General features: G+C 64.7%; 23 protein-coding genes. 14 read left to right on the forward strand and 9 right to left on the reverse strand.

Annotated elements, in window-relative coordinates; translation table 11 throughout:
* Positions 1 to 48: 48 nt before the first annotated feature.
* Together AC1DVS_RS01760 and AC1DVS_RS01765 are read left to right on the forward strand one after the other, a co-directional pair.
* On the forward strand, positions 49 to 603 hold the full coding sequence (locus tag AC1DVS_RS01760; protein WP_478019717.1) for a glutathione peroxidase: 555 nt from the start codon (positions 49 to 51) through the stop codon (positions 601 to 603).
* Complete coding sequence (locus AC1DVS_RS01765) at positions 600 to 890, forward strand: putative quinol monooxygenase (RefSeq protein ID WP_478019719.1); 291 nt, start codon at positions 600 to 602, stop codon at positions 888 to 890. Before AC1DVS_RS01760 ends, AC1DVS_RS01765 begins: the two co-directional genes overlap by 4 nt.
* Before the next feature lie 131 nt (positions 891 to 1,021).
* Here the strand turns inward: AC1DVS_RS01765 and AC1DVS_RS01770 are convergent, their stop codons facing one another.
* Positions 1,022 to 1,468, reverse strand: a complete 447-nt coding sequence (locus AC1DVS_RS01770; RefSeq protein ID WP_478019721.1) for a hypothetical protein — start codon at positions 1,466 to 1,468, stop codon at positions 1,022 to 1,024.
* 109 nt (positions 1,469 to 1,577) lie between these two features.
* Positions 1,578 to 2,576, reverse strand: a complete 999-nt coding sequence (locus tag AC1DVS_RS01775; protein WP_478019723.1) for a ligase-associated DNA damage response exonuclease — start codon at positions 2,574 to 2,576, stop codon at positions 1,578 to 1,580.
* Positions 2,577 to 2,611: 35 nt separating this feature from the next.
* Here AC1DVS_RS01775 and AC1DVS_RS01780 point away from each other — a divergent pair, with 35 nt between their 5' ends.
* The 5 genes from AC1DVS_RS01780 to AC1DVS_RS01800 all read left to right on the forward strand — a co-directional run bounded on the left by AC1DVS_RS01780 (position 2,612) and on the right by AC1DVS_RS01800 (position 9,418).
* The gene (locus AC1DVS_RS01780) at positions 2,612 to 5,020 is read left to right on the forward strand and encodes a ligase-associated DNA damage response DEXH box helicase (RefSeq protein ID WP_478019725.1); all 2,409 of its coding nucleotides are present in this window, start codon (positions 2,612 to 2,614) and stop codon (positions 5,018 to 5,020) included.
* A 167-nt stretch (positions 5,021 to 5,187) separates the two neighbouring features.
* On the forward strand, positions 5,188 to 6,003 hold the full coding sequence (locus AC1DVS_RS01785; RefSeq protein WP_478019727.1) for an aspartyl protease family protein: 816 nt from the start codon (positions 5,188 to 5,190) through the stop codon (positions 6,001 to 6,003).
* A gap of 40 nt (positions 6,004 to 6,043) precedes the next feature.
* Positions 6,044 to 7,003: a retropepsin-like aspartic protease gene (locus AC1DVS_RS01790; RefSeq protein WP_478019728.1), complete on the forward strand. Its 960-nt coding sequence runs from the start codon at positions 6,044 to 6,046 to the stop codon at positions 7,001 to 7,003.
* A gap of 9 nt (positions 7,004 to 7,012) precedes the next feature.
* Positions 7,013 to 7,975, forward strand: a complete 963-nt coding sequence (locus AC1DVS_RS01795) for an aspartyl protease family protein (RefSeq protein ID WP_478019730.1) — start codon at positions 7,013 to 7,015, stop codon at positions 7,973 to 7,975.
* Positions 7,976 to 8,005: 30 nt separating this feature from the next.
* Positions 8,006 to 9,418 (forward strand): M20/M25/M40 family metallo-hydrolase, encoded by a 1,413-nt coding sequence (locus tag AC1DVS_RS01800; protein ID WP_478019732.1) that lies wholly within the window; start codon positions 8,006 to 8,008, stop codon positions 9,416 to 9,418.
* A 30-nt stretch (positions 9,419 to 9,448) separates the two neighbouring features.
* Here AC1DVS_RS01800 and AC1DVS_RS01805 read toward each other — a convergent pair whose 3' ends face one another.
* Complete coding sequence (locus AC1DVS_RS01805; RefSeq protein WP_478019734.1) at positions 9,449 to 11,383, reverse strand: potassium transporter Kup; 1,935 nt, start codon at positions 11,381 to 11,383, stop codon at positions 9,449 to 9,451.
* A 134-nt stretch (positions 11,384 to 11,517) separates the two neighbouring features.
* On the opposite strand from AC1DVS_RS01805, the gene pdeM reads away from it, so the two are divergent.
* Complete coding sequence (gene pdeM, locus AC1DVS_RS01810; protein WP_478019736.1) at positions 11,518 to 12,177, forward strand: ligase-associated DNA damage response endonuclease PdeM; 660 nt, start codon at positions 11,518 to 11,520, stop codon at positions 12,175 to 12,177.
* A gap of 39 nt (positions 12,178 to 12,216) precedes the next feature.
* On the opposite strand, the gene msrA is transcribed toward pdeM, so the two are convergent.
* The 4 genes from msrA to pabB form a co-directional block, all read right to left on the reverse strand.
* On the reverse strand, positions 12,217 to 12,876 hold the full coding sequence (gene msrA, locus AC1DVS_RS01815; RefSeq protein WP_478021209.1) for a peptide-methionine (S)-S-oxide reductase MsrA: 660 nt from the start codon (positions 12,874 to 12,876) through the stop codon (positions 12,217 to 12,219).
* 65 nt (positions 12,877 to 12,941) lie between these two features.
* A complete protein-coding gene (locus AC1DVS_RS01820) occupies positions 12,942 to 13,076 on the reverse strand; it encodes a hypothetical protein (protein WP_478019738.1) in 135 nt (44 codons plus the stop codon).
* 77 nt (positions 13,077 to 13,153) lie between these two features.
* Entirely contained in the window at positions 13,154 to 14,353 is a 1,200-nt protein-coding gene (locus AC1DVS_RS01825) for a pyridoxal phosphate-dependent aminotransferase (protein ID WP_478019740.1), read from the reverse strand.
* 33 nt (positions 14,354 to 14,386) lie between these two features.
* Positions 14,387 to 16,168, reverse strand: coding sequence for an aminodeoxychorismate synthase component I (pabB, locus tag AC1DVS_RS01830; RefSeq protein ID WP_478019742.1), 1,782 nt, complete (start codon positions 16,166 to 16,168; stop codon positions 14,387 to 14,389).
* 97 nt (positions 16,169 to 16,265) lie between these two features.
* On the opposite strand from pabB, the gene AC1DVS_RS01835 reads away from it, so the two are divergent.
* On the forward strand, positions 16,266 to 16,925 hold the full coding sequence (locus AC1DVS_RS01835) for an MBL fold metallo-hydrolase (protein WP_478019744.1): 660 nt from the start codon (positions 16,266 to 16,268) through the stop codon (positions 16,923 to 16,925).
* Between the two features lie 175 nt (positions 16,926 to 17,100).
* On the opposite strand, the gene AC1DVS_RS01840 is transcribed toward AC1DVS_RS01835, so the two are convergent.
* Positions 17,101 to 17,541, reverse strand: coding sequence for an MAPEG family protein (locus tag AC1DVS_RS01840; protein ID WP_478019746.1), 441 nt, complete (start codon positions 17,539 to 17,541; stop codon positions 17,101 to 17,103).
* A 200-nt stretch (positions 17,542 to 17,741) separates the two neighbouring features.
* Between AC1DVS_RS01840 and rpmF the strand changes: the two genes are divergently transcribed.
* The 5 genes from rpmF to AC1DVS_RS01865 all read left to right on the forward strand — a co-directional run bounded on the left by rpmF (position 17,742) and on the right by AC1DVS_RS01865 (position 20,876).
* Positions 17,742 to 17,921, forward strand: coding sequence for a 50S ribosomal protein L32 (gene rpmF, locus AC1DVS_RS01845; protein ID WP_478019748.1), 180 nt, complete (start codon positions 17,742 to 17,744; stop codon positions 17,919 to 17,921).
* 32 nt (positions 17,922 to 17,953) lie between these two features.
* Positions 17,954 to 18,985, forward strand: a complete 1,032-nt coding sequence (gene plsX / locus AC1DVS_RS01850; RefSeq protein ID WP_478019749.1) for a phosphate acyltransferase PlsX — start codon at positions 17,954 to 17,956, stop codon at positions 18,983 to 18,985.
* Positions 18,982 to 19,941 (forward strand): beta-ketoacyl-ACP synthase III, encoded by a 960-nt coding sequence (locus AC1DVS_RS01855; protein ID WP_478019751.1) that lies wholly within the window; start codon positions 18,982 to 18,984, stop codon positions 19,939 to 19,941. Before plsX ends, AC1DVS_RS01855 begins: the two co-directional genes overlap by 4 nt.
* A gap of 226 nt (positions 19,942 to 20,167) precedes the next feature.
* Positions 20,168 to 20,467, forward strand: coding sequence for an integration host factor subunit alpha (locus AC1DVS_RS01860; protein ID WP_478019753.1), 300 nt, complete (start codon positions 20,168 to 20,170; stop codon positions 20,465 to 20,467).
* 7 nt (positions 20,468 to 20,474) lie between these two features.
* On the forward strand, positions 20,475 to 20,876 hold the full coding sequence (locus tag AC1DVS_RS01865) for a MerR family transcriptional regulator (RefSeq protein WP_478019755.1): 402 nt from the start codon (positions 20,475 to 20,477) through the stop codon (positions 20,874 to 20,876).
* On the opposite strand, the gene AC1DVS_RS01870 is transcribed toward AC1DVS_RS01865, so the two are convergent.
* Positions 20,867 to 21,541 carry a TetR/AcrR family transcriptional regulator gene (locus AC1DVS_RS01870; protein ID WP_478019757.1) on the reverse strand — a complete coding sequence of 225 codons (675 nt, stop codon included), beginning with the start codon at positions 21,539 to 21,541 and terminating at the stop codon, positions 20,867 to 20,869. The genes AC1DVS_RS01865 and AC1DVS_RS01870 overlap by 10 nt on opposite strands.
* Positions 21,542 to 21,561 lie beyond the last annotated feature (20 nt).

Here is a 21,561-nt window from a genome sequence, read left to right on the forward strand (position 1 = left end):
CCACCTATTCGCAGCACGCTCCAGGACGATTTTCGGAGAGGAACCCCAATGACCGCGATCCAGGACATCCCGCTCAAGACCATTGCCGGCACTGAGGACAGCCTCGCCAACCATGCCGGCAAGGTGCTGCTGGTCGTCAATGTCGCGTCCAAATGCGGGCTGACGCCGCAATATGACGGGCTGGAAAAGCTTTATGCCGAGTATCGCGACCTCGGCTTCGAGGTGCTCGGCTTTCCGGCTAATAATTTCGGCGCGCAGGAGCCGGGGACCGATAGCGAGATCGCTGAATTCTGTTCACTGACCTATGACGTGGATTTCCCGCTCTTCTCCAAGATCAGCGTCGCCGGTGAGGACAAGCATCCGCTTTACGCGGCGCTGACCGCGGCTCAGCCTGATGCGATCAGCACCAATGGCGGCGGGATGCGGGAAAAGCTGGCCGGATATGGCATCACGCCAAACCCCGAGCCCGAGATCCTGTGGAATTTCGAGAAATTCCTGGTCAGCCGCGACGGCGAGGTCGTTGCCCGCTTCGCGCCTGATACCGCGCCGGACGATCCGGCGATCGTCGCGGCGATCGAGCGCCAACTGGCGGCCACGCAATGATCATCGTCACCGGAAGCGCGACTGCGCGGCCGGACAGTTTGGAGGCTTTGCGCCAGGCGAGCCTCGACCATGTCCACCGCTCGCGTGCCGAGCCGGGCTGCATCAGCCACGCCGTGCATGTCGATTGCGAAGATCCGCTGCGGCTGGTCTTTTTCGAATGCTGGCAGGACATGGGCAGGCTGAAGGAGCATTTCCGGCAGCCGGGATCGGCCGAGTTCATGGCAGCGGTGCGCAGCCTGGCAGCCTCTAGCGAGCCGATCGCGATGTACGAAGCGGGCCCTGCCTGATCCAAACGCCGGTTTCGGCCCGGCTCAGTCGTCTTCATCCTCATAGCCCGAGAGCGCCAGCGCCCGCGCCTTGATCTGCCGTGTCATGCACCAATGGCGCTGCGTTTACATAGCCAGCTGGGCGCGACGCCTCAGGGCTTTGCGACCGCCGCCTGAACGGCCGCATCGAACTGGGCCTTGGTCACCGAGACCAGCAGGCCATCCTGGTTCTTGCCCAAGGTATCGAGCCCAAGCTTCACCTTGCCACTCCCGGTCACGACCACCGCACCATCTGCGTCAACCGATTCGATCGTGCCGACCGGAACGCCCTGGATATCGGCGACCTTGCTGCCGACCGTCACGTCGGACGGCTTGGCGGGCACTGCCCTTGCCTTTTGCGTGACGTTTCGCGCGTCACGCGTACGTGACGAATCATCCTGCGCCTGCCGCGTGACCCTCATCTCCTCGGACGAATGATTCGGGTCGGCATCGGCGCCGACCGGCGGAGGAGCCGGACTGTGTGGCATCATCGCTTGCGCCGCCACCGGACCGCTGACCATGATTGCCACGACCGCGATTCCCTGATGGATTATTTTCATGAGCGTCCTCTGCCTCGCGCGGTGCCGCCGCGATTCTTGCGACGCGTGCCTGCGTGAACTTACATCGCATGTCGGGGTGCCGGCTTCAATCCGGCCCGGCCATTCTCGTTCAGTCATCCTCATCCTCATAGCCGGAGAGCGCCAGCGCCCGCGCCTTGATCTGACGGGTCATGCACCAATGGACGAGCGCCTCCTCGCGGCCATGCGTGACCCAAACCTCACGCGGCGCGATCTCGGTGAGGGTATCGGTCAGTTCGTCCCAATCGGCGTGGTCGGACAGGATCAGCGGCAGCTCGACGCCGCGCTGCACCGCGCGCTGGCGAATCCGCATCCATCCCGAGGCCATTGCCGTGATCGGATCGGGCAGGCGGCGTGACCAGCGATCGTTGAGCGCGCCGGGCGGGGCGATCACGATCCGGCCCTTGAGCTCAGCCTTGCTCGCCTCGGTGGCCGGCCGGAGCTCGCCGAGCGCGATGCCGTGCTCGACATAGAGATCGCAGAGCCGCTGCAGGGCGCCGTGGATATAGATCGGATCGTCGAAACCCCGCGCCCGCAGTTCGGCGATCACTCGCTGCGCCTTGCCCAGCGCATAGGCGCCGACCAGCACGCACCGATCCGGATTGGCGTGAAGGGCGGTGGTGAGCTTGTCGATTTCGTCGCCGGTCTCCGGGTGGCGGAACACCGGCAATCCGAAGGTCGCCTCCGTTATGAAGACATCGCATTTGACCGGCTCGAACGGCGTGCAGGTCGGATCGGTGCGGCGCTTGTAATCGCCTGAGACCACGATCGTCTCACCGCGATATTCAAGCACGATCTGCGCCGAGCCAAGCACATGGCCGGCCGGCACGAAGCGGATGTCGACCTCGCCCAGCCGGATCGTCTCGCCATAGGTGAGGGGACGGCCGGCCTGAGGGCCGTAGCGCGCCTCCATGATCGCAAGCGTTTCAGGCGTCGCCCAGACAGCGCCATGCCCACCGCGCGCGTGATCGGCATGGCCGTGCGTGACGAGAGCGGCAGGCGACGGCTGCGACGGATCGATCCACACATCAGCGGGCTTCACATGGATGCCGTGAGGTTGGGGATCGATCCAGTCGCCGAGCTTCGCCATAATACCTATATGGATGGGATGAGCCTGAGTTCCCAGTGACCGATCTCCCCGCTCCGCTCGCCAACTGGTTCGCCGCGCGCGGCTGGGCGCCGCGCTCGCATCAGATCGACATGCTTGAGGTTGCGCGGACAGGCCGGCACGGACTGCTTGTCGCCACCACCGGCGCCGGGAAGACGCTGGCCGGCTTCCTGCCCACACTCGCGGACCTGATCGAAAGCCCGACCGACGGCCTGCACACCCTCTATGTTTCGCCCCTGAAGGCGCTTGCGGTCGATGTGCAGCGCAATCTGCTCACGCCTGTGGAAGAGATGGGGCTCGACATACGCATCGAGACCCGCACCGGCGATACCCCGTCCGATCGCAAGGCACGGCAGCGGGTACGGCCGCCGCAGATCCTGCTGACCACGCCCGAATCGCTCAGCCTGTTGCTGTCCTATCCGGACAGCCTGCTGATGTTCGAGGGGCTGAAAACCATCGTCGTCGACGAGGTCCATGCCTTTGCAACCGGCAAGCGCGGCGATCTGCTCTCCTTGTGCATGGCGCGGCTGCAGCGACTGGCACCGGGGCTTCGCCGCGTTGCGCTGTCCGCGACGGTTGCCGATGCCGATGGCTATCGCGCCTGGCTCGCGCCCGATGGCGATATCGACCAGGTGACTTTGGTTCAGGGCGAGCCGGGCGCTGATCCTAATATCGCGATCCTGTTACCCGAAGGCCGCGTGCCATGGGCCGGCCATTCAGGGCGCTATGCGGCTGAGCAGGTGATGGCCGAGATCGAGACGCACAAAACCTCGATCATCTTCTGCAACACGCGGAGCCTCGCCGAGCTGATCTTCCAGGATCTGTGGAAGGTCAACGCCATGCAGCTGCCGATCGGCATCCACCATGGCAGCCTGTCGCTGGAGGCGCGGCGCAAGGTGGAGGCCGCGATGGCGGCGGGGAAATTACGGGCGCTGGTCGCGACGGCGAGCCTTGATCTGGGGGTGGACTGGGGCGATGTCGATTGCGTCGTCCAGATGGGCGCGCCCAAGGGATCGTCGCGACTGCTGCAGCGGATCGGGCGTTCGAATCACCGGCTCGACGAATCGTCCGAGGCGGTGATCGTGCCCGGCAATCGCTTCGAATATCTCGAGGCCCGTGCCGCGCTCGACGCTGTGGTCGCCGGCGAGCTCGACCCCGACATTTTCCGCGCCGGCGCGCTCGATGTGCTTGCCCAGCACATCATGGCCTGCGCCTGCGCCGCCCCCTTCCGGCAGGAGGAGATGCTCGACGAGGTCCGCTCGGCCCTGCCCTATTCGGCGCTGGAGACCGAGACGTTCGAGCGGGTGCTCAGCTTCATCCGCGACGGCGGTTATGCGCTCAAGGCCTATGACAAGTTCAAGCGGCTAACGCAGGACGCCGATGGCAGCTGGCGCGTCAGCCATCCGAGCTTCGTCGCGCAGCACCGGCTGAACGCCGGCATCATCGTCGAGGCGACGATGCTGACGGTGCGCTTCAAGAACGGCCGCACGCTCGGCAAGGTCGAGGAGGCGTTCGCTGCCTCGATGAGCCCGAAGGACACTTTTTTCTTCGCCGGCATGAGCCTCGAGGTCGAGCGGATCGACACTGAGGATCTGGTGGTGCGCGCGACCAGCCGGCCGGCGCGCATCCCGACCTATGGCGGCGCGCGCATGCCGATCTCGACCAACCTCGCTGACCGGGTCCGCGGCTTCCTGTCGCAGCGCGACGAGTGGCAGCGCTTTCCGGACGATGTGCGCGAATGGCTTGAGGTCCAGGCTTACCGATCGCGCCTCCCTGAGCCCGACCAGCTGCTGGTCGAGACTTTTCCGCGCGAGGGGCGGTATTACATGGTCGCCTACAGCTTCGAGGGCTGGAACGCGCATCAGTCGCTCGGCATGCTGCTGACGCGGCGGATGGAGACTCAGGGGCTGAAGCCGCTGGGCTTCGTCGCGAGCGATTATTCGATCGCCTGCTATTCGCTTGATCCCGTCACCGATCCGGCGGCCCTGTTCTCGCCCGATATCCTCGAGCATGAATTCGTCGACTGGGTGCAGGAATCAGCGCTGCTCAAGCGCGCCTTTCGCGAGGTGGCGGTGATCGGCGGGCTGGTCGAGCGCCAGCATCCGGGCAAGCGCAAGACCGGCAAGCAGGTCACCTTCTCGACTGACCTCATCTATGACGTGCTGCGCAAATATGAGCCCAGCCATTTGCTGCTCCAGGCGGCATGGGCCGATGCGCGCGCGAAGATGACGGATGTCGGCCGCCTCGCCCATCTGCTCGACCGGGCCGCTGAGACGATGCTGCACGTGACGCTCGACCGGGTCTCACCGCTCGCGGTGCCGGTGCTGACGCTGATCGGGCGCGAACGAATCGCGATGGGCCTTGCCGACGATGCGCTGCTGCTGGAAGCCGAGGGGCTGGCGGCTGAGGCGATGCGGATCGACTGAAGCGATATTTCATCCCTTCTATCAAACCTCTTGTTGAAGGTCCGAAACGGGCGTACCCTCTTTTCATGCGCGGAATAGCCGCCCTTTTTCTCGCCCTGACGGCCGCTCCAGGAGCATTGCCGGCGGGGCAGGTTGCGGTACCGCCCCCTCCCGAAAACATATTGGCGTTGGGTGATGCGACAACGCGCATGACCGTACCGGTCACCATCGGCAGCGCCGGACCCTATCAGTTCATCATCGATACCGGCGCCGAGCGCACCGTGATCTCGCGCGAGCTCGCCGCTACGCTCGGCCTCTCGCCGGGCCGCGAGGTTCGGCTGACGGCGATGACCGGGACGAGCAATGTTGGCACCGTCGTCATCCCCTCGCTGACGGTGAGCAGCATCGCCAGCAAGCCGATCGAGGCGCCGGCCTTGCTCTCCGTCAATCTCGGCGCACCGGGAATGCTCGGGATCGACACGCTCAGCGGCCATTCGCTGTCGATCGATTTCGAGAAAAACAGCATGACGTTGCGCCCCTCGGCAAGACGGGGGCATAGCAGTGTGCAGGGCGACATCGTGGTCCAGGCGAAGAGCGCCTATGGCCAGCTGATCGTGACCCAGGCTTTTTACCGCGGCCGGCGGATCAGCGTCGTCATCGATACCGGTGCCCAGGTCAGCATGGGCAATTCAGCGTTGCGCGCACGAATGCGCCATGAGCTGAAGAAAGTACCGGAGCAGATTATGCTCACCAGCGTTACCGGCCAGTCCGTGCTCGCCGATTATACCCAGATTGAGCGGCTGGATATTGGCGGGGTCGGCTTCAACCAATTGCCGATCGCCTTTGCCGACGTGGCGCCATTCCGGAAATTCGGACTGACCAAGCAGCCGGCGCTGATGCTCGGCATGGATGCCTTGCGCCTGTTCCGGCACGTCGATGTCGATTTCGCCAATCGCGAAGTCCGTTTCTCGCTGCCGCGCAATGCCTTGCGGGATCGCGACTGAACCACTCGCGAAAGGGCCTGGCCAGGAATAGCCTCTTGTGATGCGCGGCCCCATTCTTGTTTCCGTGCTGTTGATGCTGGGAGCTCCCGGACCATTGCCGGCAGGGCAGGGTACGTTACCACCCCCTCCCGAAAACATATTGGCGGTGGGCGATGCGGCGGCACGCATGACGGTGGCGGTCAACATCGGCAGCACCGGCCCTTACCAGTTCGTCGTCGATACCAGCGCGCAGCGAACCGTCATCTCGCGCGAGCTGGCCGCGGCGCTGCACCTGTCACATGGCCGCGATGTGCGACTGACGGCGGCGACCGGGACGGGCACAGTCGGCACCTTCGTTATTCCATCGCTCACCGTGGGCAGCGTTGCTGGCAAGCCCATCGAGGCGCCGGCTCTGTTCTTCGCTAATCTCGGCGCGCCTGGGCTGCTCGGAGTCGACATGCTCAGCGACCGTTTGCTCTCGATTGATATCGAGAAGAACCAAATGACCGTGCTGCCTTCGGAAAAAAGCGGGCAGGCCGACAGGAGGGGCGGTTACGATATCATCGTCCGGGCGAGGAGCGCCTATGGCCAGCTGATCGTGACCCAGGCCTTTTACCGCGGCCGGCGGCTGAGCGTGGTTATCAACACCGGCGCCCAAGTCAGCATAGGCAATTCGGAATTGCGTGCGCAGATCAACGAGGAGCTCAAGGCGAAGCCGCAGCAGATCAGACTGACCAGCGTCACGGGCAAGTCAGTGGTCGCCGACTATACCCAGATCGAGCGGCTGGACATCGGCGGGGTCGGGTTCAACGACTTGCCGATCGCCTTCTTTGGCGATGTCGCAGCCTTCCGCAAATTCGGGCTGACCAGGGAGCCGGCACTGATGCTCGGCATGGATGGGCTGCGCCTGTTCCGGCATGTCGATGTCGATTTCGCGAATAGCGAAATCCGCTTCTCGCTGCCCGTGGCACCGTCCGGGCCCATTTCTGAACCGCTTGCGAAAGGGCCTGGCCGGAAATAGCCTTTTATGATGCGTGGCCTCATTCTCGTTTCCGTGCTGCTGATGCTCGCAGCACCGGTATCGGGCCAGCAGGCCGCGATTCAGCCGCCGCCTGCGCAATCTACCGAAGACCGGGTCGGTTTCACCAACAGCAATGAGCGCATGTCGGTGCCCGTCACCATCGCCGGGGCAGGACCCTTCCGCTTCATCGTCGACACCGGCGCGCAGCGTACCGTCATTTCCCGCGAGCTTGCCGGTACCCTTGGCCTCGCGGCCGGCCCGACTGTCCGCCTGACGGCGATGACCGGCGCGTCCGATGTCGGGACTGTTATCATCCCGATGATCAGCGTCAGCACGATCGGCGGCACGAGGATCGAGGCGCCATCTCTCGAATCGCGCAATCTTGGCGCGGCCGGCATGCTCGGCATCGATACGCTCCAGAATACCGTGCTTTCGATCGACTTCGATCAGCAGATCATGACGGTAAAGCCCTCGGCCGCGCGCAAACGCCGCGTCGAGGCCGCGCCGGGCGAAATCCTGGTCCATGCGAAAAATCTCTATGGGCAATTGATCGTGACCGACGCCCGGTATCGCGGGCAGCGGGTCCAGGTGATCCTCGATACCGGATCGCCCATCACCATGGGCAATCTGGCGCTCCAGAAGCGGGTCGCCCGCCGCAACAAGAACATCCACCCGATCCAGCTCATCGGCGTGACGGGCGAATCGATCGAAGTGAATTACACCCAGATCGACAGTTTCGAGGTGGCCGGAGCGACCATCGGCAATCTGCCCGTCGCCTTTGCCGACGCTGAGCCGTTCCGGCATTTCGGCCTGACCGATCGCCCGGCCCTGTTGCTCGGCATGGACGTGCTCAGGCAGTTCCGGCTGGTACGAATCGATTTCCCGAACCGTGAGATCCGGCTCTCAGTCAAGCGCGACCTGGCGCATAATGGCCCCATGTCACCATTGGACGCGGTCAGACTTGGCACCTAACATGGCCCGCTGAACAATCAGGGGCTGACAATGCGGCGTTTTTACCGGGCGATGGCACGACTGACGGCTGTCTGGATTGCCGCGCAACCTCTCGCCGCGTCCGCGCAGGCGCTCCGTCCCGACCAGCAGGCGTTTTTCGAGCTCTACAAGCAGCTGATCGAAACCAACACATCGCTGTCGGTCGGCAGTTGTACCCAGGCAGCAGCGCAGATCGGCGCCCGCCTTAAAGCCGCTGGCTTTGCCGACCGGGATATCACGCTTTTCTCCGTGCCCGACCATCCGAAGGAAGGCGGTATCGTCGCGATCCTCCCCGGATCGGACAAGCGGGCCAAACCGATGCTGTTGCTCGGCCATCTCGATGTCGTGGAAGCGAAGCGCGAGGATTGGGTGCGCGACCCCTTCAAGCTGATCGAGGAAGGCGGCTATTATTATGCCCGCGGCGCCGTCGACGACAAGGCGATGGTCGCGGTGTGGGCGGATTCGATGATCCGCTTCAAGACCAGCGGATACAAGCCGAAGCGGACGATCAAGCTCGCGCTGACCTGCGGCGAGGAGACGACCTTCGCGTTCGATGGCGCGCAGTGGCTGGCCCAGAACCGCCCCGATCTGATCGCCGCCGAATTCGCGCTCAACGAAGGCGGCGGCGGACGCAGCGGCGAGGGGGGCAAGCCGCAATTGCTTGCGCTGCAGGTCGGTGAGAAGGCGGCGCAGAATTATACGTTCGAGACGACCAACCCCGGCGGCCACAGCTCGCAGCCGACGCCCGAAAACGCGATCTACGAACTCGCCGATGCCCTCCAGGCAGTGCGCACGCATGAATTCCCGGTCCGCTTCACTGACACGACGCGCGCTTTCTTCACGGCGACCGCAGCCGCGAATGCCGGCCCGGTCGGTGATGCGATCAAGCGCCTGCTCGCCAATCCACGCGACAAGGACGCTGGCGCAATGCTCAGCCGAGACAAGGCGATGAACTCAACGCTACGCACGACCTGCGTCGCGACCCTGCTGAGCGCCGGCCATGCCGAAAACGCCTTGCCGCAGCGTGCGACCGCAAATGTGAATTGCCGCATCTTTCCAGGTGAGACGGTCGAAGAAACCCTGGCAACGCTGAAGACGCTGGCCGGGCCAAAGGTGAAGGTCACCGCAAATCAGCCGATCCGCCCAACCGCGATCCCGCCGACGCTCGACCCGAAGATCGTCGGGCCGGCCCAGGCTGTCGCGGCGAAGCATTTCCCCGGATTGCCCTTGCTGCCGCTGATGTCGACCGGTGCCACGGACGGCATCTTCCTCGAGGCGATCGGCATTCCCGTCTATGGCGCGCCGGGTATCTTCGTCGACGGCGATTTCAACGGGATCCACGGTCTGAACGAGAGGATTCGGGTGAAGTCGCTCTATGACGGGCGCGACTATCTGTTCGATCTGATCAAGGCATATGCTGGGTAGGGTAGGGGCCCGTTCAGGCGCCTGCGGCGCCTAAACGGTCACCTGTTCGCCCAGCTCCAGCACCTTGCCCGGCGGGATGCGCAGGAAATCGGTCGGGTCGCTCGCATTGCGCTGCAGGAACATGAAGATCCGATCCTGCCAGAGCGGCATGCCCTGGTCGGCCGCCGGCTTGATCGTGTTGCGGCCGATGAAATAGCTCGTCTTGGCGGGGTTGAGCAGCTTGCGTTCGCCAGCCTGTTCCAGGCCGAGGTCGCGCGGCACGTCGGGCGATTCCATGAAACCATAGGTCAGCACGATCGCGCTGAAATTATCGTCGACCGGCGTCATCTTCGCGCGCTCCTCGGGCGGCACCGAGGGTCGGTCCGCCGTGCGGATGCTGACGATCAGGTTGCGCTCATGGAGCACCTTGTTGTGCTTCAGATTATGGAGCAGCGCACCCGGCGCGCTTTCCGGGTTGGCGGTGAGGAATACGGCCGTGCCCTCGACCCGCTCGGGCGGCCGCCTGGCAAGCGCGGCGGCAAGATCGGCGAGCGGCACGCTCTGGCGTTGCTCGAACGCGCGGACGATGCCGCGCCCGCGGACCCAGGTCGAGATCAGCAGGCCGATCGCCGCCGCCACGACCAGCGGCACCCAGCCGCCCTCGACGACGCGCAGGATATTCGCGCCGAAGAAGATCAGGTCGAGCGCCAGGAAGGGCAGGATCACCGCGATCGCAACCGGGCGGCGCCAGTTCCAGCGATGCCGAGCGACGATATAGGCAAGGCAGGTGGTGACGACCATCGTTCCGGTCACCGCAATCCCATAGGCCGCCGCCATCGCCGAGGAATTGCGGAACTGGATCACCAGCACGAGCACGCCGACCAGCAACAGCCAGTTGATCGCGGGAAGATAGATCTGCCCGGAATGCGACGCCGAGGTCTGGCGGACGCGCAGGCGCGGCAGAAGGCCGAGCTGGATCGCCTGCTGAGTCAGCGAATAGGCGCCGGTGATCACTGCCTGGCTGGCGATGACCGTCGCCAGCATGGCGAGGGCGATCAGCCATGGGCGTAGATTCTCGGGCGCCATCAGGAAGAACCAGTCCTGATTGGCAAAGGGGCGATGGGCAGCGGCCGCCGCCTCGAGCGCGTTGAGCGCGAACGCGCCCTGGCCAAGATAGTTGAGCAGCAGCGAGGGGAAGACGAGCGCGAACCAGCCGAGCCGGATCGGCGCGGGACCGAAATGGCCCATATCGGCTGTCAGCGCTTCGGCGCCCGTCACCGTCAGGAATACCGCGCCGAGCACGAACAAACCGGTAATGCCGTGAGTCGCGAGGAACGCCCCGCCATACCAGGGGAGGAACACGCGCAGGATCGAGGGCTCGTCCCAGATATGCCAGAGGCCGAGCCCGCCGATCGTCAGGAACCAGAGGATGCAGACCGGGCCGAACAGTTTCGAGACATGCGCCGTGCCGCGCGCCTGGATCACGAACAGGGCAATCAGGATCGCGATCGTCAGGAACAGGATCGTATCGGGACCGACGATATCGCCCGCTCCCGGAATCGTGCGCAAGCCTTCGACCGCTGACAGCACCGACAGCGCCGGCGTGATGATCGCATCGCCGTAGAACAGGGCTGCCCCGGCCGCGCCGAGCACGAGCGCGATCACCGATCGCCGCCCCAGCGCCCGCCTGGCCAGTGCGGTGAGCGCGAGAACGCCGCCTTCGCCCTGATTGTCGGCGCGCATCAGGAAGATGACATATTTGACGGTGACGACGAGAATCAGCGACCAGAGCGTCAGGCTCAACACGCCGAGAATCTCGCCCGGATCAAGGCCATCGCCCGCCGACAAGGCAAGCGCCTCGCGAAAAGCATAAAGCGGGCTGGTGCCAATATCGCCGAACACGACGCCGATCGCGCCCACGGTGAGCGCCAGCATCATGGGATGGGGACCCGCCGGATGTACTGGCGTTTCGCTGTCGGACGACATGAGTGAATTTGGCCTGCCGGAAAGGACGGCGCGCTTTACGCCTGTTGCAGACGAGCGCAAGCGCTTTTGTTGCACTGCCGCAACCTGTTTGATCTTGCCGTTGATCTGGGGTGCCGAACCCGGCATAGCAAGCCATGGTTCCCTTTTCGTTCGCTGGCCATGATCTCCTCGCGCTGCCCGAGGGCGCGCTTTTCTGGCCGGCGCGGCGTGCCCTGCTGGTCGCCGACCTGCATTTCGAGAAGGCGAGCTGGTTCGCGGGGCACGGCCAGATGCTGCCGCCTTATGATTCGATCGCGACGCTCGCCGCGCTGACGCTGATCGCCGATGGCACCCAAGCCGCCGAAATCTGGTGCCTTGGCGACAGCTTCCACGATTCTGCCGGCTGCGAGCGACTCGGTGCGAAGGCGCAGGAGATGTTGCGTGCACTGACCTCCACGAGGCGCTGGGTCTGGATTACCGGCAATCACGATCCAGTGATCGACCGGTGCGGTGGCGAAGTCTCGGAGGAGGCATTTGTCGACGGACTGGTGCTGCGCCACGAAGCCGAGCGACGCGAGACGCGGCCCGAACTGTCAGGCCATTTCCATCCCAAGCTGCGGGTGCGGGTGCGTGGGCGACAGGTCTCGAGGCGCTGCTTCGTCACGACGCCCACCAAACTGGTTCTGCCTGCCTTTGGCGCGCTCACCGGGGGGCTCGATGCCGCACATCCCGAGATCATCCGAGCCGTGGGTGCCGGGGCGGAGGCGCTCATCCCGGTCGAGGACCGGTTGCTGCGGTTCAGGCTTGCCGCCTGATAGATAGAGCCCCTCCCCTGAAGGGGAGGGGCTTATCTTTTAACGCGCCAGCGCCGGGAAACCTTCCTTGAACGCCGCAACCTTCGGCTTGTCCCACCGGACGATATAGGGGTGGCGCGGGTTCCGGTCGAAGAAGTGCTGGTGATAGGCCTCGGCCGGGAAGAAGTTGCCGCTCTCCAGCCTGGTCATGATCGGTGCGGGAAACACATGGGCCTTGCCGAGTTGCGCGATGTACGCTGCGGCGACCGCGCGTTGTGCAGCGTTCTGCGGGAAGATCGCCGAGCGATAGCTTGTGCCGCTGTCCGGCCCCTGACGATTGAGCTCGGTCGGATCATGCGCCACCGAGAAATAGACGCGCAGCAGCGTCGCGTAGCTGACCTGGTTCGGATCATAGACGATCCTGACCGCCTCGGCGTGGCGGGTCGTCTCGCTGCTGACCTGATCATAGGTCGCGGTATCGGCAGTGCCACCGGCATAGCCGGCGGTCACCGCGCGGACACCCTTCACATGCTCGAACACCGCTTCCATGCCCCAGAAACAGCCGCCCGCGAACACAGCTGTCTGCGACCCGGATGCCTTGGGCACATCCTGGAGCGCCGCCGGGATCGGGACCGCGCGTTCGGCATTCGCGACGCCACCGCTCAAGGCGACGACAGCGATTCCCGCCGCGGCGGCAGTGGCAAACAAGGTCTTGAGCATCAGTCGCCTTTCGATGGGCATCGATGGCAGATGTAGGGATTCTCGCCTGAACTGAAAGGGACGCGTCAGCGCCCGAGGTGCGCTGCCGTCGCTATATTGGTCGCAAGCGTCCTGGTCGCGGAGGCGGGCTGGAAAACCAGCAAGGCAACCGCGCCCAGCGCGAAGCCGCCCGCGAACTGCCAAAAGAATCCTGCTTTCATGAACGAGCGCATCGGAACACAACCTTGAATTGCCAAGCGGCTCTGGCCTCGTTCGGGTGAACGGGACCTGACCCTTTTTATCGTACGGCCGCGCAGGCCGTCTGGATGCGCTCGCATGCTTCGCGGAGCAGTTCTTCCGAGGTCGCGTAGCTGATCCGCATTGCCGGCGAGAGGCCGAACGCCGCGCCCTGCACCGCCGCGACCTTCGCTTCGTCGAGCAGATAGGCGACCATCGCCTCGTCGGTATCGATCAACACGCCCTTGGGGGTCGATTTGCCGATCAGCGCCGAGAATTCCGGATAGACGTAGAAGGCGCCTTCGGGGCGGGGGCAGGTGATGCCGTTCGCCTGGTTCAGCATCGACACGACAAGATCGCGCCGCGACTGGAACAGGGCGGCATGGTCCTTGAGGAAGGACTGGTCTCCGGTGAGCGCGGCGACCGAGGCGGCCTGTGCGATCGAACAGGGGTTCGAGGTCGATTGCGACTGCAGCTTCATCATCGCCTTGATCAGCCAGGGCGCGCCGCCGGCGAAACCGATCCGCCAACCAGTCATCGCATAGGCCTTGGAACAGCCGTTCGCCGTCAGCGTGCGCTCGTAGAGGGAAGGGCAGACCTGCGCGATCGTCGCGAACTCGAAACCATCATAGATGATATGCTCGTACATATCGTCAGCGAAGATCCAGACATGCGGATGGCGCTCGAACACTTCGCCGAGCGCCTTGAGCTCGGCGGCCGTATAAGCAGCCCCGGTCGGGTTCGATGGCGAGTTGAGGATCACCCATTTCGTTCTCGGGGTGATCGCGGCTTCGAGCTGCTCTGGCCGCAGCTTGTAACCCTGATCGGCACCCGCCGCGACGAACACCGGGGTGCCATTGGCGAACAGCACGACATCGGGATAGCTCACCCAATAAGGCGCCGGCACGATCACCTCGTCGCCCGGATCGATCGTCGCGACCATTGCGTTGAACAAGGTGTGCTTGCCGCCCGCGTTGATCGTGATCTGGTCGCGCGTATAGGTCAGGCCATTGTCGCGCTTGAACTTCAGGATCACCGCGTCCTTCAGCTCGGGCGTGCCGTCGACGTTGGTATATTTTGTCTGGCCGTCGCGGATCGCCTTGATGCCGGCTTCCTTGATGAACTCGGGCGTGTCGAAATCGGGCTCGCCGGCACCCAGGCCGATCACGTCGACGCCGGCGCGCTGCAGTTCAAGCACGCGAGTCGTGATCGCGAGCGTGGGCGAGGGCTTGATTCGCGCGAGCGCGGCGGATGGTTGCATGGGTAAGCGCCTTTGGGTCGGGGAGCGGCGCGGCTATAGACCCGGCTTGCTTCCGTTCGCAACCGCAACAATTGCCGGAATCAGCCCGCGAAGGGCGTTGCCGACAAAAAAACCGTCCTCGAGATCGGCCGGGGTCAGATCGCCTTCGACCGCGCGGCCTGACTCGATCAGATCGCGCCGCAATATCCCGGGGAGCAGCCCACGCGCGAGCGGCGGGGTAATCAACCTCCCATCGCGCTCGACAAAAAGCGACGTGAAGCTGCCTTCAGTGAGAAAGCCGGCGGGATCGGTAAATAGCACTTCGAAATGCCCGTTCCGTGCCGAATCGTAAAAGCCGCGATCGGTGGTCTTGTGGCAGAGGCGGAAATCGCGCGCATCAACCGGCAGCGGCACCAGCACCACCGGGACCCGTCCGGCCGGCGTTCCCGGCATGGGCGAAACCTCGATCGCGATCGCGCCGCTCTTCGCCAGAAGCAGCCGCACGCGCTTCGGCTCGCGCAGCCGGAAGGTCGCGGCCTGGAGTTCGTTGCGAGCACCGTGGCGATCAAAGGCGAAGCCGAACAGATTGGCGCTCGCCTTCATCCGCTCGAGATGGCGTTCCAGCCGCGGCAGGCCATGCTCCGGATCGAACGCCATCGTCTCGATCAGGTCGAAGCGGCGCTCGCCCGCCGTCAGAAACGCACCCTTGGCGCGTGCCTCATCCCATTCCTCCTCACCGCGCGAATCGGCGACGATGCCACCGCCGGCACCGAACATGGCATCGCTGCCCTCTGCCTGGATCGACAGCGTCCGGATCGCGACATTGAACAGCGCGTCGCCATTCGCGTCCAGCGATCCGATCGCTCCGGTATAGGCACCGCGCCCGGCACCCGACTCGATCTCGGATATGATCTCCATCGCGCGTATCTTGGGCGCACCCGTGATCGAACCGCAAGGGAAGAGCGCTGCAATCACGTCGATCGCATCCTTGTCGGGCGCGAGATCGGCGGTGACGGTCGAGACCATCTGGTGGAGCGTCGGATAGGTTTCGACGGTGAACAGGTCAGGCACCGCCACGCTGCCGGGCTGCGCGATCCGGGTGAGATCGTTGCGCATGAGATCGACGATCATCAGATTTTCCGCGCGCTGCTTGATATCGGTGCGCAGCATTGCGGCAAGCGCGGCATCTTCCGCGGCCGTGGCACCGCGACGCGCAGTGCCCTTCATCGGCCGGGCGGTGAGCGCGCCGCCCTGAAGCGCGAAGAACAGCTCGGGCGAGAAAGACAGCAGCAGTTCCGCGCCTGTCGAGACGATCGCGCCATAACCGGCGCGCGCCTGGGGCCTGAGCTGGGCGTAGAGCGCAAGCGGATTGCCGATAAAGCGCGCCTTGGCCCGATAGGTGAGATTGGCCTGGTAGATGTCGCCTGCAGCGATCAGCGAGAGCACGCGTTCCAGCTGCGCCTCATAGGTCGCGCGGTCGATTTCCGGCTCCGGCGCGCCGATCCAGCAACCGGCGGGATCGGGCAGCAGCCCGGGAACATCATCGGGCGCGATTTCGTCATAGCGCTCGAACAGACCGAACCAGAGCAAAGGCGTGCCTGTTACGGGCGCTGACTGCAGCCGGGGCTCGAATGCCGCGCCGGCCTCATAGGCCAGATAGCCCGCGGCATGCAGCCCGGCGGCGCGGGCGTCGCGGAGTTCGGCGAGGGCCGCCAGCACCGCATCCTGTCGATCGACCCGAATCGTCCGCACCGGCGCCCGATAGAGCAGGGCCGGTGCCGCGCCGGGGCGGGCATCGTCGAGCAGGACGAAGGGGGAGGCAAGATCGAGGTGCATCGGCAATCCGCAGATGCAGTCCCCGTTCGCAATCGGCAACCCCGTGCCGCCCGAAACCATGCTTGCCCGAAAGCGAGTCGGCGCTTACCTCGCGATCATGACTATTCACCCGCTTCGCGCTGCGATCGTGCCGGTCACGCCGCTCCAGCAGAATTGCACGCTGATCTGGTGCACCGCGACTATGCGCGGCGCCTTTGTCGATCCCGGCGGCGACCTGCCCAAGCTGCGCGCTGCCGCGCTTCAGCACGGCGTGACGGTCGAAAAGATCATCCTGACCCATGGCCATATCGACCATTGCGGGGAGGCCAAGCCGCTCGCCGAGGAATATGGCGTGCCGATCGAAGGCCCGCACGAAGCCGATCGCTTCTGGATCGCGCGACTCGAGGATGACGGCAAGCAATATGGCATTCGCGGCGTCGTGTTCGAACCCGACCGCTGGCTGGTCGAGGGCGACACCGTCACCGTCGGCAACCTGACGCTCGACGTCTATCACACGCCGGGGCACACGCCCGGCCATGTGATCTTCCACCATGCGCCATCGAAACTGGCGCTGGTCGGCGACGTGCTGTTCCAGGGCTCAGTCGGGCGCAGCGACTTTCCGCAGGGCAATCATCAGGATCTGCTGCGCTCGATCGTCGAAAAGCTCTGGCCGCTCGGCGACGAGACCGCCTTCATCCCCGGCCATGGCCCGGCCAGCACCTTCGCGCATGAGCGGCGGCACAATATGTTCGTCAGCGACCGCGCGATGGCGGCCTAGAGTTGCAGCTTCGCTGAGACGGCACCACCCTGCGCCGCCTTTCCAACGATGCTACGCATCGCCAGAACCTTAGGCGGCTCCGCCCGCTCCCCCACCCGGCCTCCCACAGAATAAACTGAATGGGAGGCCGGGTGGGGGAGCGGGCTGGTGCCGTCTTACTAAAACATACTCTAAGTCAGCCAGCCGGAACGACGGTTTCGATTTCTTTCGGTGCGGGATCATGTTTCGCAAGCAGCGGCAGGCTGATTGCATACAGCCCAAGGCCGATGAGCAGCAGGAAGGTCAGCACGGTGCCGAGCGTCCGTCCGCCCTTCAGGCCGTCCATTCCGAGCGGATGAGCGATTCGCGCGATCAGAAAGGCAGCGCTCGCGACCCAGAGCCAGGTCGAGGTGCCCGTGCTGAATTCGATGAGCGCAATCAGAATCAGGACGAAGGGCGCATACTCCGTGAAATTGGCCTGGGCGCGCATGCGGCAGATCAGGGCGGGATCGCCGCCATCGCCGATGCTGACCTTCGCCGCGCGCCGTGCGCCGCCCGTGCGCATCGCCAGCCAGAAGGCGATCAGCGCCGTCGCGCCGGCGGTCGTCAGCGTAATCGGCAGCAGGGTCATTCCCATCATCGCTCTCCCTTTTATTGTTGAGCGACCGTGCCAGTCCTTCGCCGTGCTTGCAACGCGCGGCCAAATCGCTATAGCGCCACGCTTCGCGATGCGTCCGGCCGCCGGTGCCAACCGCGGCTGACGGAAGCGTCGGTTGCGCTGGTGCCTGTCCGGGCGTAGTCGCGCTGTGATCCAGACAAGAACAAGGTTTCGCCGAAATGGCCGTCCCAAAACGAAAGACTTCGCCGTCCAAGCGCGGCATGCGCCGCAGCCACGACTCGATCAGCGCGGATGCGTATCAGGAGTGCCCGAACTGCGGCGAACTGAAGCGCCCGCATAACCTGTGCACCTCTTGTGGCCATTATAATGGCCGCGAGATCGTCTCGGTCGAAGGCTGAGCTCGACAGTACAGGAAAGGGGGGCCAGCCGCGTGTCGAACAGCTCCCGGATCGCCGTCGATGCGATGGGCGGCGACGAAGGGCTGGCCGTGATGCTGGCCGGCGTCGCGCGCGCGCGTCGGCGCTTCCCCGACATGCGCTTCATCCTGGTCGGGGACGAGGCGCAGATCACCGAGGGGCTGAAGAGCCACCCGAACCTCACCGCGCATAGCGAGATCGTCCACGCCCCTGAGGTCGTCGGGTCGAGCGAGAAGCCGACTCAGGCGATTCGCCGCGCCAAGACCACCTCGATGGGCGTCGCCATCGACATGGTGAAGCAGGGCCGCGCCGGCGCCGCCGTCTCTTCGGGTAATACCGGGGCATTGATGGCAATGGGATTGCTGTCGCTGCGGATGCTGCCGGGTATCGATCGTCCAGCGCTCGCCGCGATGCTGCCGACGCTTGGCGACAATGATGTCGTGGTGCTCGATCTCGGTGCGAATACCGAATGCGATGCGCGCAACCTCGTCCAGTTCGCCGTCATGGGCGCCGCTTATGCCCGCACGACCCTCGATCTCGCCTCGCCCCGCGTCGCGCTGCTCAATATCGGCAGCGAGGACCAGAAGGGCACTGACGAGATTCGTGAGGCAGCGAAGACCATCAAGGCAGCCACGCATTTGCCGCTGACCTTCACCGGCTTCATCGAAGGCGATCGCCTCTCGCGCGGCGATGTCGATGTGATCGTGTGCGATGGTTTCTCGGGCAATATCGCGCTTAAGACGGCTGAGGGCACCGCGCGATTCGTCGGCGACCTGCTCAAGCGCGCGTTTCGCAGCTCGCTCCGGTCGAAGATCGGCTTCCTGATCTCCAAGCCGGCGACCGAGCTGCTGCGCCACCATCTCGACCCTAATATCCACAATGGCGCTGTCTTTCTGGGGCTGAACGGCATTGTCGTGAAGAGCCATGGCGGCGCGACCGAGCTCGGCGTCGCGACGGCGATCGCCGCCGCGGCAAAGATGGTGCGCGACGATCTGACCCGTCGGATCAGCGACGATCTCGGCAATTTCGAAGCGAAGGCTGCATGATTCGATCGGCGATTACCGGTACCGGCTCCGCACTTCCGGTCCGGCGCGTTTCCAATGCCGAACTTGCCGAGACCGTCGACACCTCCGACGAATGGATCGTCGAGCGCACCGGCATCCGCTTCCGCCATATCGCAGGCCCCGACGAGACCACGGCGACGCTCGCCGCCGATGCGGCCAAGGCTGCCCTCGCCGCCGCCGGCCGGAGCGCGCAGGATATCGACCTGATCGTCCTCGCGACCGCGACGCCCGACCAGACCTTCCCCGCCAGCGCCACCAAGGTGCAGGCAATGCTCGGCATTGACGATTGCGTCGCGTTCGACGTCGCTGCGGTCTGCTCGGGTTTTCTCTATGCGCTTCAGGTCGCCGACAGCATGATTCGGGCCGGCGCACACCGCAAGGCGCTGGTGATCGGCGCCGAGACCTTCAGCCGGATCCTTGACTGGGAGGATCGCGGCACCTGCGTGCTGTTCGGCGACGGTGCCGGCGCGATCGTGCTCGAGGGCGAAACCGACGGTGCGCGCGGTGTTCTGGCGACCAGGCTTCATGCCGATGGGCGCCATAATGAGCTGCTCTATGTCGATGGCGGGCCATCGACCACCGGCACCGTCGGCAAGCTGAGGATGAAGGGCCGCGAGGTTTTCCGCCACGCGGTCGTCAATCTCGCCGCGGTCATGAACGAAACGCTCTCGGTCGCTGGGCTCACCACCTCCGATGTCGATTGGGTGGTGCCACACCAGGCCAATGCTCGGATCCTCGATGCAACCGCGCGCAAGCTCGGGCTCGATCCGGCTCAGGTGGTGGTGACGGTCGATCAGCACGCCAATACATCGGCCGCCTCAGTGCCGCTCGCGCTCGATACCGCCGTCCGCGACGGGCGGATCAGGCCCGGCCAGCTGATCGTGCTCGAAGCAATGGGCGGCGGCTTCACCTGGGGCGCGGCGGTCGTCAGGCTTTAGGGCGCGCCGCGAATAGGTGGAATTCGGCTATTCGCAAACAAGCACGCGACCACAATGACTCTAGGCCGAGCTGCATTCCGTCGAAACACGGCCGCTCTACCTTATTGACAAAGTCATTAAACTGTAATTTTGTTCGCCGCCCTGTTTCGAAACTGTAACAAAAGACTTTCCGGGCGCTGCCTCATTGTGTTAGCATGAATACCTGCCACCTTTGGGGAGGGGTATTATGGCGCCTATGGGCACGTTGACGAGAGCTGATCTGGCGGAAGCGCTTCACCATCAGGTGGGGCTTTCGCGCGCCGATTCGGCAAAACTGGTTGAGCAAGTCCTCGGCCATATGTGCGAGGCCCTGTCGAAGGGCGAGAACGTCAAGATCTCGGGCTTCGGCACCTTCGTGTTGCGCGACAAGGGCGAACGCGTCGGGCGCAACCCGAAGACGGGCATCGAAGTGCCGATCGCACCGCGTCGTGTGCTCACCTTCCGGGCGAGCCAGATGATGCGCGACCGCATCGTGAGCGCAGACTAACACCAAAATGGCCGGCATGGCCGACAAGGCGGCTGGCGCGTTCCGGACGATCGGCGAGCTTTCGCGCGAGACCGGGCTGCCGCAGCACATCCTGCGCTATTGGGAAACCCGCTTTCCCCAGCTCCGCCCGCTGCAGCGCGCGGGCAAGCGACGCTATTACCGGCCCGAAGACGTCGCCCTGGTGGCCCGGATCAACAGCCTGCTGAACCAGGAAGGCTATACGATCCGTGGCGTGCAGAAACTGCTGTCCGAGGAACGCAAGCGCACGGCGCCGGCCGCTGCGGCGCCGGATGCCCGGCTGGATGGCGCGACGACTATGGGGGCGGTCGGATCGGCTAATCTCGAGGCCGTCGGCGCGGTACGCGACACGCTCGCGCGGGCGCTTGCCGAGGATGCCGGTCAGGCCTGACTAGTCCCGATTCCACGCGCAAGCATCTCGGCAACCACATCCGCCACCTGATCCGGCGAAGCTTCGTCGTCCCACACGCCGTAGCGCAGGCCGAGAAAGACGTTCATCCCCATGATCGCCCAGGCATGGACGTCCGACACATCCGCGCGGATCTCACCGCGGGCTGCACCGGCCTTCAGACGCGCCGCGATACGGTCCGCCGTTGTCGCATAATGGAGCCTGAAGCTTTCGGGATCGACGAATTCGGCTTCGTCGATGATCCGGTAGATCTCCTTGTGCCCCCGCACGAACGCGATGAACTCCCGTAGCCCTGCGCGTTCCGCCGCGATCTGATCCGGCGCGGCGCGGATCGCTGGCCCGACAAAGTCGCGGACCTGATCCGACATGTCACGGACCAGCGCGCGGAACACCGCGTCCTTCGAATCGAAATAGGTATAGAAGCTGCCGAGCGCGACGCCGGCACGCCGGGTGATCCCGCTGATCGACGCCTCGTGAAAGCCGCGCTCACCGAATTCGATCGCGGCCGCATCGAGAATCGCGCGCAGCGTCTTGCGGCCGCGTTCAGTGCGCGGCGCCTTGCCTTCGCTTGCCGCTCGCGCCGCATCGCTTCCTGAAAGCCCCGAAAGCCCTGAATGCGTTGCCGATTCGACACGCTCACCCGCCATTCTCAGGTCCCCCTTCTTTC

This window comes from Sphingomonas sp. P3_C5 (genome assembly GCF_056402635.1).

Coding starts and splice junctions, on each gene's coding strand:
- AC1DVS_RS01860 (WP_478019753.1), top strand. CDS start 20,168: ATGGCGCCTATGGGCACGTTGACGAGAGCTGATCTGGCGGAAGCGCTT.
- AC1DVS_RS01840 (WP_478019746.1), bottom strand. CDS start 17,541: ATGGGAATGACCCTGCTGCCGATTACGCTGACGACCGCCGGCGCGACG.
- AC1DVS_RS01855 (WP_478019751.1), top strand. CDS start 18,982: ATGATTCGATCGGCGATTACCGGTACCGGCTCCGCACTTCCGGTCCGG.
- AC1DVS_RS01790 (WP_478019728.1), top strand. CDS start 6,044: ATGCGCGGCCCCATTCTTGTTTCCGTGCTGTTGATGCTGGGAGCTCCC.
- pabB (WP_478019742.1), bottom strand. CDS start 16,168: ATGCACCTCGATCTTGCCTCCCCCTTCGTCCTGCTCGACGATGCCCGC.
- AC1DVS_RS01825 (WP_478019740.1), bottom strand. CDS start 14,353: ATGCAACCATCCGCCGCGCTCGCGCGAATCAAGCCCTCGCCCACGCTC.
- AC1DVS_RS01865 (WP_478019755.1), top strand. CDS start 20,475: ATGGCCGGCATGGCCGACAAGGCGGCTGGCGCGTTCCGGACGATCGGC.
- AC1DVS_RS01870 (WP_478019757.1), bottom strand. CDS start 21,541: ATGGCGGGTGAGCGTGTCGAATCGGCAACGCATTCAGGGCTTTCGGGG.
- AC1DVS_RS01770 (WP_478019721.1), bottom strand. CDS start 1,468: ATGAAAATAATCCATCAGGGAATCGCGGTCGTGGCAATCATGGTCAGC.
- AC1DVS_RS01805 (WP_478019734.1), bottom strand. CDS start 11,383: ATGTCGTCCGACAGCGAAACGCCAGTACATCCGGCGGGTCCCCATCCC.
- AC1DVS_RS01820 (WP_478019738.1), bottom strand. CDS start 13,076: ATGAAAGCAGGATTCTTTTGGCAGTTCGCGGGCGGCTTCGCGCTGGGC.
- rpmF (WP_478019748.1), top strand. CDS start 17,742: ATGGCCGTCCCAAAACGAAAGACTTCGCCGTCCAAGCGCGGCATGCGC.
- AC1DVS_RS01800 (WP_478019732.1), top strand. CDS start 8,006: ATGCGGCGTTTTTACCGGGCGATGGCACGACTGACGGCTGTCTGGATT.
- pdeM (WP_478019736.1), top strand. CDS start 11,518: ATGGTTCCCTTTTCGTTCGCTGGCCATGATCTCCTCGCGCTGCCCGAG.
- AC1DVS_RS01835 (WP_478019744.1), top strand. CDS start 16,266: ATGACTATTCACCCGCTTCGCGCTGCGATCGTGCCGGTCACGCCGCTC.
- AC1DVS_RS01760 (WP_478019717.1), top strand. CDS start 49: ATGACCGCGATCCAGGACATCCCGCTCAAGACCATTGCCGGCACTGAG.
- AC1DVS_RS01765 (WP_478019719.1), top strand. CDS start 600: ATGATCATCGTCACCGGAAGCGCGACTGCGCGGCCGGACAGTTTGGAG.
- msrA (WP_478021209.1), bottom strand. CDS start 12,876: ATGCTCAAGACCTTGTTTGCCACTGCCGCCGCGGCGGGAATCGCTGTC.
- AC1DVS_RS01795 (WP_478019730.1), top strand. CDS start 7,013: ATGCGTGGCCTCATTCTCGTTTCCGTGCTGCTGATGCTCGCAGCACCG.
- AC1DVS_RS01775 (WP_478019723.1), bottom strand. CDS start 2,576: ATGGCGAAGCTCGGCGACTGGATCGATCCCCAACCTCACGGCATCCAT.